The organism is Anabaenopsis arnoldii, from assembly GCF_028331025.1.
Classification (GTDB): Bacteria; Cyanobacteriota; Cyanobacteriia; order Cyanobacteriales; family Nostocaceae; genus Anabaenopsis; species Anabaenopsis arnoldii.
This window is the reverse complement of the sequence record NZ_JAQMUH010000015.1, coordinates 1-9303: the sequence shown is the minus strand read 5'-3', so window position 1 is coordinate 9303 and position 9303 is coordinate 1. Positions and strand designations below refer to the sequence as shown.

General features: G+C 43.0%; 3 protein-coding genes and 1 pseudogene. 3 read left to right on the top strand and 1 reads right to left on the bottom strand.

Going from position 1 to position 9303, the window contains the following annotated elements; all coding sequences use genetic code 11:
* Nucleotides 1-149: 149 nt before the first annotated feature.
* A complete protein-coding gene (gene uvrA / locus PN457_RS01450; protein WP_271730837.1) occupies nucleotides 150-2996 on the bottom strand; it encodes an excinuclease ABC subunit UvrA in 2847 nt (948 codons plus the stop codon).
* A 508-nt stretch (nucleotides 2997-3504) separates the two neighbouring features.
* Between uvrA and PN457_RS01445 the strand changes: the two genes are divergently transcribed.
* The 3 genes and pseudogenes from PN457_RS01445 to PN457_RS01435 all read left to right on the top strand — a co-directional run bounded on the left by PN457_RS01445 (nucleotide 3505) and on the right by PN457_RS01435 (nucleotide 9188).
* Nucleotides 3505-5895: a phosphoketolase family protein gene (locus tag PN457_RS01445; RefSeq protein ID WP_271730835.1), complete on the top strand. Its 2391-nt coding sequence runs from the start codon at nucleotides 3505-3507 to the stop codon at nucleotides 5893-5895.
* Between the two features lie 342 nt (nucleotides 5896-6237).
* Nucleotides 6238-8445 carry a GumC family protein gene (locus PN457_RS01440; protein WP_271730834.1) on the top strand — a complete coding sequence of 736 codons (2208 nt, stop codon included), beginning with the start codon at nucleotides 6238-6240 and terminating at the stop codon, nucleotides 8443-8445.
* Nucleotides 8446-8546: 101 nt separating this feature from the next.
* Nucleotides 8547-9188 (top strand): annotated as a pseudogene (locus PN457_RS01435) (IS607 family transposase).
* The last annotated feature ends 115 nt before the right edge of the window (nucleotides 9189-9303 follow it).

The following is a 9303-nucleotide window of genomic DNA, read 5'->3' as shown; positions in this document are numbered from 1 at the left end:
GAACAGGGAACAGGGAACAGGGAACAGAGATTAAGAAGGAATATTCAGGCATTTTCTTCAATAACCAACATTATTTCCCTTATACGGTAAGCCTTTTCGGATTTTATCAAAACAATTTAGCATATTAGGTACTGAAGAACCTATTTTTTTTAACTCGCTGGATACTGCTGTAACACCTGCTGTAAATATTGTCCTGTATAAGAAATAGGATTGGTTGCAACTTCTTCGGGTGTCCCCACCGCAATGATTTCGCCGCCTTTATCCCCACCTTCTGGACCTAAATCAATTACCCAGTCAGCGCAACGAATGACATCTAAATTGTGTTCAATGACTAAGATGGAGTTACCCTTATCGACTAACCTTTGCAATACATCCAATAATTTATGGACATCATAAAAGGATAATCCGGTGGTGGGTTCATCTATGAGATACAGGGTTTTACCTGTAGCGCGGCGAGATAGTTCTGTGGCTAATTTCACCCGTTGGGCTTCCCCTCCAGATAAGGTGGTAGCAGGTTGTCCGAGTTTGATGTAACCTAAACCGACATCATATAAAGTTTGCAGTCGGGTAAAAGCTTTGGGGATGTTCTGGAAAAACTCTAAACTTTCCTCGACGGTCATATTCAGCACGTCTGCTATAGATTTATCTTTGTATTTCACCTGTAAGGTTTCCCGGTTGTATCTTGCGCCTTTGCAAATTTCGCACTGTACATACACATCTGGGAGAAAGTTCATTTCAATGACATTGACACCCTGACCGCTACAAGCTTCACAACGCCCACCTTTGACATTAAAAGAAAATTGTCCGGGTTTGTATCCCCTGGCCTTGGCTTCGACTGTTTGGGAAAATACATCTCGAATTGCATCGAAAATACCTGTATAGGTAGCGGGGTTGGAGCGTGGTGTACGTCCTATGGGTGACTGGTCGATGACAATGGCTTTATCTACTGCGTTTAATCCCTGAATTTCTTGTAAGTGTTTGGGTAGGGGGACTTTCTTTGTTAAATGATGTTGTAGTGAGGGATAAAGTAGTTCGTTGATGAGGGTAGATTTACCGGAACCAGAAACACCGGTGACGGAGACCAGTTTACCTAGGGGAATTTCTACATCGATATTTTTTAAGTTATTGCGATGGGCGTTTTTAATTACTAAACTGCGTCCGTTCCCCTGTCTTCGTTGCGCTGGGGTGGTAATTACTCGTCTCCCCGATAAGTAAGCACCTGTTAAAGAGTCTGTTGCTGCGAGTAGGGTTTCTAGGTCGCCTTGAGAGGTAATATTTCCGCCGTGGATTCCTGCACCTGGTCCAATATCAACGATGTGATCAGCAGCGCGGATGGTTTCTTCGTCATGCTCTACGACGATGAGGGTGTTACCTAACTCGCGTAATTTGGTTAAGGTTTTGAGTAAGCGGCCGTTGTCTCGTTGATGTAAACCGATGCTGGGTTCATCTAAAACATAGAGTACCCCTGTTAAACCAGAACCTATCTGTGTGGCTAAACGAATGCGTTGGGCTTCCCCACCGGAAAGGGTCATGGCGGGACGGTCAAGGGTGAGATAATCTAAGCCGACATCTAGTAAGAATTGCAATCTGGCTTTGATTTCTCTTAAAACTAAGTCGGCAATTTGCAGTTGGCGATCGCTTAATTTTAACTGATCAATTCTGGTTTGGCAATCTTGAATCGAAACCCCGGTTAAGTCTAAAATACCATATTGTCCCAAGCGTACCGCTAAAGCTTCGGGTTTTAAGCGTTTTCCTCCACAAACCTCACAGGGTTGGTCAATGAGATAGGGTTCTAATTTCTGCTTAATTAAGTCTGACCCCCCCTCGTATTGCCGTTGTAAAATGGGGATGACACCTTTAAAATTCTGCTTTGTTTCCTGGTTTTCGCCATAGAGCACGGTTTGCTGTTGTTCTGCTGTTAGCTGATTCCACTTGGTTTGGAGTTCAAACCCGTGAGCTTGTCCTAAAGTATATAGCAAATCTAGATAATAGGAGTTTTCTTTTTCCGACCAGGGGGCGATCGCTGCATACATTGGCGATTGCGGGTCAGGTATAATCAAATCTGGGGTAAATGTTTTTAAACTGCCTATGCCGTGACAATGGGGACAAGCGCCATAAGGGGAGTTAAAGGAGAACAACCGCGGCGATAATTCTTCCATTACCGCCCCATGGACTGGACAAGCGAAGTTTTCTGAAAATACTAATTCTTCTTCTTGCTCCTCGCTGTGACTGACCAGGATGTTGGCAATACCACCGGACTGTTTAAGGCACGTAGAAAGAGAATCTACTAAACGCTCTTGAATACTGTCTTTTTTTACTAAGCGGTCAATGACAACTTCTATAGTATGAGTAATATTTTTATCTAGTTCTATGGAGTCGGAGAGTTCCCGCACTTCCCCATCTACACGCACCCGCACAAAACCTTGAGCAGCGAGACTCGATAACAGCTTGCGGTGAGTCCCTTTTTTCCCGCGGACTACGGGGGCGAGAATTTGAAACCGGGTACGGTCTGGTAATTCCAAAATGCGATCGCACATCTGGTCAATGGTCTGGGGGGCAATGGAGCGCCCGCATATGGGACAATGGGGTTCACCAGCACGACCAAACAGGAGGCGTAAATAATCGTAAATTTCCGTGACTGTCCCCACGGTGGAACGGGGGTTATGGGAAGTAGATTTTTGGTCAATGGAAATGGCCGGACTTAACCCCTCGATGGCTTCGACATCCGGTTTATCTAATTGACCTAAAAATTGCCGTGCGTAGGCGCTCAGGGACTCTACATAACGCCGTTGACCTTCGGCGAAAATGGTATCAAAGGCTAAGGAAGATTTACCGGAACCGGAAACCCCAGTAAATACAATCAGGCGATCGCGTGGTAATTCCAGGTCTATATTTTTGAGATTATGCTGTCTAGCACCCCGAATGCGAATAGTATTTTGACTGTTGTCGTGAGCGTGAGGAAGATGGCCATTTAAGCATGGGGTGTGATCTAACATATCGGCTGGGTAATAGTCTACTAGTAATAATTCTTAATAATACTATCTTGACAACGGTTATATTAGAACTTACGTACTATTGTTTGATTATACCACTGGACAATATCCAACGTCACTATTACCAGTCCCAAATCTGCATCTACCCAAAGTAATACTTATCAATTGTTAAGGAAGGATATTTTCCGGGGAACATCAGGTACTATTCTATGCTGAATATAGATCAGGAAATCAAACTTAAAATAAACATTAAAAATGTTTCTATACTAGAGTAAATCTGTTAGTGTTTCATGGAGACAGCAGAGAAAGTTAACAGAAGGTTAATAATGTATTCCTGTTGCGATTGTGGAGAAAAATCATTAGAAAACTATCCTGTCAGAATTGTTAAAAACTCCCTAATTGTAGAAGTAAATTCACCGATGAGATTTTCGGGTAATTTGTCGTTGGTTCAGAAGTCTTGCTGACGATAAACCCATGGAGTTAGCAAAAAAATTTAGCAATGGAGTTTGATATGACTTTAGCAAGTCCCGCACAAATGCAGCCTTTAGCCGGGGAAGAACTGGAGAAAATAAACGCTTACTGGCGTGCTGCTAACTATCTTTCGGTTGGACAAATATATCTGTTTGATAATCCCCTACTGCGAGAACCTTTAAAATCTGAACACGTTAAACCCAGACTATTAGGACACTGGGGAACAACACCAGGGCTGAACTTTATTTATGTTCATCTCAACCGGGTAATTAAAAAGTATGACCTGAATATGATTTATATCGCAGGTCCTGGTCATGGGGGACCGGGACTAGTCGCTAATACTTACCTGGAAGGGACATACAGCGAATACTACCCCAACATTTCCCAAGATGTAGAGGGAATGAAGAAACTGTTTAAACAGTTCTCTTTTCCCGGTGGTATTCCTAGCCATGTTGCACCAGAAACCCCTGGTTCAATTCACGAAGGGGGAGAATTAGGTTATGCTCTGGTTCATGCCTATGGTGCTGCTTTTGACAACCCTGATTTAATTGTGGCGGCGGTTGTGGGTGATGGAGAGGCGGAAACGGGGGCTTTAGCTACCAGTTGGCATTCTAACAAGTTTCTTAACCCTGTGAATGATGGTGCAGTGCTGCCTATATTACACCTCAATGGCTATAAAATAGCTAACCCCACGGTTTTGGCTAGGTTGAGTCATGAAGAATTAGAAAACCTATTTTTAGGTTATGGTTATAAACCTTACTTTGTAGAAGGTAGTGACCCTGGGGATGTCCACCAGCAAATGGCGGCAATTTTAGAAACTGCGATCGACCAAATCCACAGCATCCAAAGAGAAGCTAGGGTACATGGTTATAGCCACACTAGCAAACGTCCCCAGTGGCCGATGATTATCCTGAGAACCCCCAAAGGTTGGACAGGACCTAAAGAAGTAGACGGGAAAAAAACCGAGGACTATTGGCGATCGCATCAAGTACCCTTTGGTAACGTAGTCGGTAACCCAGAACACCTAAAATTACTAGAAGACTGGATGAAGAGTTACAAACCCGAAGAACTCTTCGATGCTAACGGTAAACTCATCCCCGAACTAGCAGAACTAGCACCCCAAGGACAGCGACGCATGGGGGACAATCCCCACACCAACGGCGGTATTCTCCTACGGGACTTGAAAATGCCCGACTTCCCAGACTATGCTGTTCAGATCAGCAAACCAGGGACAACTTATGCGGAAGCTACCAAAGTAGCCGGAGAGTTCCTGCGGGACGTGATGCAACTCAACGCAGAAAGCCGCAACTTTCGGGTATTTGGCCCTGACGAAACCGCGTCAAATCGACTGGGTGCGGTGCTAGAAGTGACAGATAGGACGTGGGTAGCGGATATCCTCCCAGAAGATGAGAAACTGTCACCCAATGGTCGGGTGATGGAGGTGCTCAGTGAAACCAATTGTCAAGGCTGGTTAGAAGGATACCTGCTTACAGGTCGTCATGGTTTCTTCTCCTGCTATGAGGCGTTTATCCACATCATCGACTCGATGTTTAACCAGCACGCCAAATGGCTCAAGACTACTAATCATATTCCCTGGCGGCGACCGATTGCATCCCTTAACTATTTACTCACCTCTCACGTTTGGCGACAAGACCATAACGGATTCTCTCACCAAGACCCTGGTTTTATCGACCATGTACTTAACAAAAAAGCCGAGATTATCCGCGTCTATCTTCCCCCCGATGCTAATACTCTGCTGTCGGTAACAGACCATTGCTTAAGAAGTCGCCAATATGTCAATGTCATAGTTGCTGGAAAACAGCCATCATTGCAATACTTAGACATGGACGCTGCTATTAAGCATTGTACCAAAGGCCTGAGTATTTGGGAATGGGCTAGCAATGATCAAGGGAGTGAACCAGATGTAGTTATGGCTTGTGCGGGGGATGTTCCCACCTTAGAAACCTTAGCCGCAGTCGATATTCTGCGTCAGTACTTCCCAGAATTAAAGGTGCGGGTGGTCAACATCATCAACTTGATGAAACTACAACCACAAACTGAGCATCCCCACGGTTTAAGCGGTAAAGAATTTGATATAATTTTTACCACTGATAAACCAATTATCTTTGCTTTCCATGGTTATCCTTGGTTAATCCATCGTCTGACCTATCGCCACACCAACCACAAAAACTTACACGTGCGCGGTTATAAGGAAGAGGGAACCACTACCACCCCCTTTGATATGGTTGTGCTCAATGACCTTGACCGCTTCCACTTGGTGATGGATGTCATTGACCGCGTGCCAAAACTAGGTTATAAAGCTGCTTATGTGAAACAGATGTTAGAAGATAAGCTGATTGAACATAAGCAATACATTCAGGAACACGGCGAAGATATGCCGGAAATTCGCGATTGGAAGTGGCCTTATTAAGCTAATCACTAGGGTGGGTAAGCCATGAGCAACCCACCCTTAATTTATTGTAACTATTTGACGTACTTCACCGCCCTAAAAGTGCGGTGATTGCTTAAAGTATAAGAACCCAGGCGATTACCTTCAGCATAACGCGATCGCCGCTTACGGTATTTAGTCACAAAAATAGCTTCATCATGGGTTATACACAATCTTCATAATACAAATCATAAACCTCTAGTAAAATAGTAAATCTATAGGGTGAAAAAACATCATTTTTTTTAGCAACGACAAGATAATCTTCCATATATAGCGTTCGGTAGATTTATATATTAGAGGAATTTGATAGTGAGTAACACAAGTATGAATCAAAACCAACTGGTTCATTACTCTTCAATAAAACCAGTTAATGTCAGAAGACTACCTGAAATTTTACTTCGCCGGCGCTTTTTTTGCTTAGGTATTTCCTGCATATTTATGTCAGTGACTGGCTACTTGGCTCTCAATATCAAACCGAATTATCAAAGCTCCATGCAGATATTGGTACACTCCAATTTATACGAGGGAGTTAGAGTAAATAATAGTTCCTTAAGTACAAATAATGACTTAACCGGAGCCAACCCACCAGTATTTGATCACAGCTATCAGATGAAACTGATGGTGAGTTCTAAATTGATACAGAAAGCTGTAGATATTCTGCGTTCTGATTATCCAGATATTACCCTAGAAGATATTAAAGGCTACCATAGAGACAATCAAAAAACAGGTCTGTTAGTCAAGCAATTACCAGTCATCTCTGGAGTTTATCAAGGTCATAGTCAAATATTTGAGGTTTCCTTTAGTGCTAATGACCCAGTAAAAACACAAAGAGTGTTGCAAGCTCTACAAACAGTTTATCTACAGTATAATACACAGCAACAACAAGAACGACTGAAGCAAGGACTGAGTTTTGTTAGCGCACGCTTACCTCAGACCAAAAAAGAGCTGAGTCAAGCTGAGAAAAAGTTAGAAGATTTCCGCAAACAGCATAATATACTTGACCCGGAAGTACAAAGTAAAATCCTGCTAGAATCTCTTGCTGATGTTGACAAACAGCAACAAATTACCCGCGCACAGATCAAAGATGTACAAGCTCGGTACAATAACCTAGAACAAAAAATCGCTGAGTTATCCCAGAAGGCCAGAATTGCTTCTCGTTTAAACCAATCAACTCGTTACCAATCCCTATTGGGTGCAGTTCAAAACACTGAAGTAGCCATTGCTAGGGAGGAAATGCGCTATACAGAGGAGTCGCCAATCTTAGAACGACTCAGACAGCAATATCAGAGTCAAAAAGCGCTGTTAGAGCAAGAAATCAAAGAATTGGTAGATGTCAAAGATATTAAAAATGTTAGTGACACCGAAAAATTACCCTTGACACAAGGAGAAGCAGCAGAAGTTAATCCTACCCTGATGCAAGAATTTATTCAGGTGCAAACAGTTCTACAAGGACTAAAGGCTCATGAAAATAGTTTATCTGAATCGGAGAAACAACTCAAGTCCCAACTGAGCAAATACCCCAGCCTTATAGCTGAGTACAACCGCCTACTACCAGCAGTAGAAACTCAACGCAAGATACTTGAGCAATTAGTCCAGACCCAGCAGTATTTGGGATTAAAGATTTCTCAGGGGGGGTTTAATTGGCAAATTTTAGAGGAAGCAGGTTTGGGAACTTCCACAAGTGACCGGAGAAAAACACTTTTACTGGGGGGAGTTGTAGTTAGTCCCATTGCAGGTATTGCCCTGTCCCTGATTTGGGGAATTTTGAATTACACTATATATTCTGTTAAGCAATTACAGAAGCTGACGCAGCTGAGAATATTGGGGTCAGTGCCAAAATTGGCGCTCTCTAGTGTCAACAAGGGTTTACCTCGCTGGTTTTGGCGCAAACAGGAAAATTTAGCTGTCCCTTTGTTAGAAGCTAGCACTTGGTTACCTAGCCATGAAAGCATAGATATTATATACCAAAACCTTCAAATATTCAAGCATCTTTACCCCTACAAGTCCCTGATGTTAACTTCAGCAATATCTAGAGAAGGTAAGACCACCTTGGCCCTGGGACTAGCTGCAAGTGCTGCGCGAATGAACCGGCGCGTCTTATTGATTGACGCTAACTTGCAGTGTCCTCACATACACAAAAATTTGCAACTGTGTAATGACTGGGGACTATCTCTGTTATTAATTGATGACACAAATACCCAAGTCCAAGATTATATCCAACCCATTCACCCTTCTATTGATATTTTGACTGCTGGCCCCACACCGGAGGACACAATTCAATTGCTGAGTCACAACCGAATGGCAGAACTGCTAAAGTTGTTTGAGCAAACCTATGATTTAGTCCTCATCGATGCACCGCCGATTTTAGGCAGCGTGGATGCCAGAATTTTGGCATCATGCTGTCAAGCAATTGTCATGGTGGCGCGTATTGGTCAGGTGACTAGCAACCAGTTGAAGCCAGCTATAGAAGTTTTGAGCAAATTGAATTTACTGGGAATTATAGCTAATGATGTGAGTAATTCTCAAGGTTAGCAATCGGGAAGACGTGTAAGTAATTGTAACTTATTTGCTTAAAGCGATTAAATAATATTAACTCACGCTAGACTAAAAGTAGTTGATTTAATGAGGTCTTAATGCACCATGTCACTCCCAAGGAAGCAGCTAAAATCCTTGGTGTCCATGTCTCCAGTCTCAGGAGATGGGAAAACGAAGGCAAGCTTAAAGCAATCCGTACACCAGGAGGTCAAAGGCGGTTCATCCTCGAATAAGTCGGAAAAATTGGCGGAATACCCCGGACAATTACAACTATTTGCTATGGACGAGTATCGACTCATTCCCAGCAAGACGATTTGCAACGACAACTTGAACACTTACGCACAAGATACCCAGAGGCTGAAATTATTTCAGAAGTTGGCAGCGGACTCAATTTTAAACGGAAAAAATTCCTCGCCATTCTGGAACGAATCATCGACGGCGATATCTAACGTATTGTCTTTCCCCACCCTGAGCGACTTGTCCGGTTCGGATTTGAATTGGTTAGGTGGTTATGCACAAAATTTGAGTGCGAACTCGTGGTTCTCAATGACCGTAAGCTCAGTCCAGAACAGGAACTCGTACAAGATATGTTGTCGAGCATCCACTGTTTCTCTAGCAGGTTATACGGGCTTAGAAAATACAAGTCAAGCATCAAACAAGACTTACAAAAAGAAGTCGCGTCACAAGAAATCGACAAAGCAGCCACCGAACAGTGTATTGAAAATCAGGCTATTTCCTAGTAAAGAATTACATCGAGTTTGGAAGCGTTGGCTTGCCGCTTATCGTTATTACTTCAATCAGTGTATTAGTTATCTTCACAATAATTACGATACTCAAGTCAGACTAATTATTGAT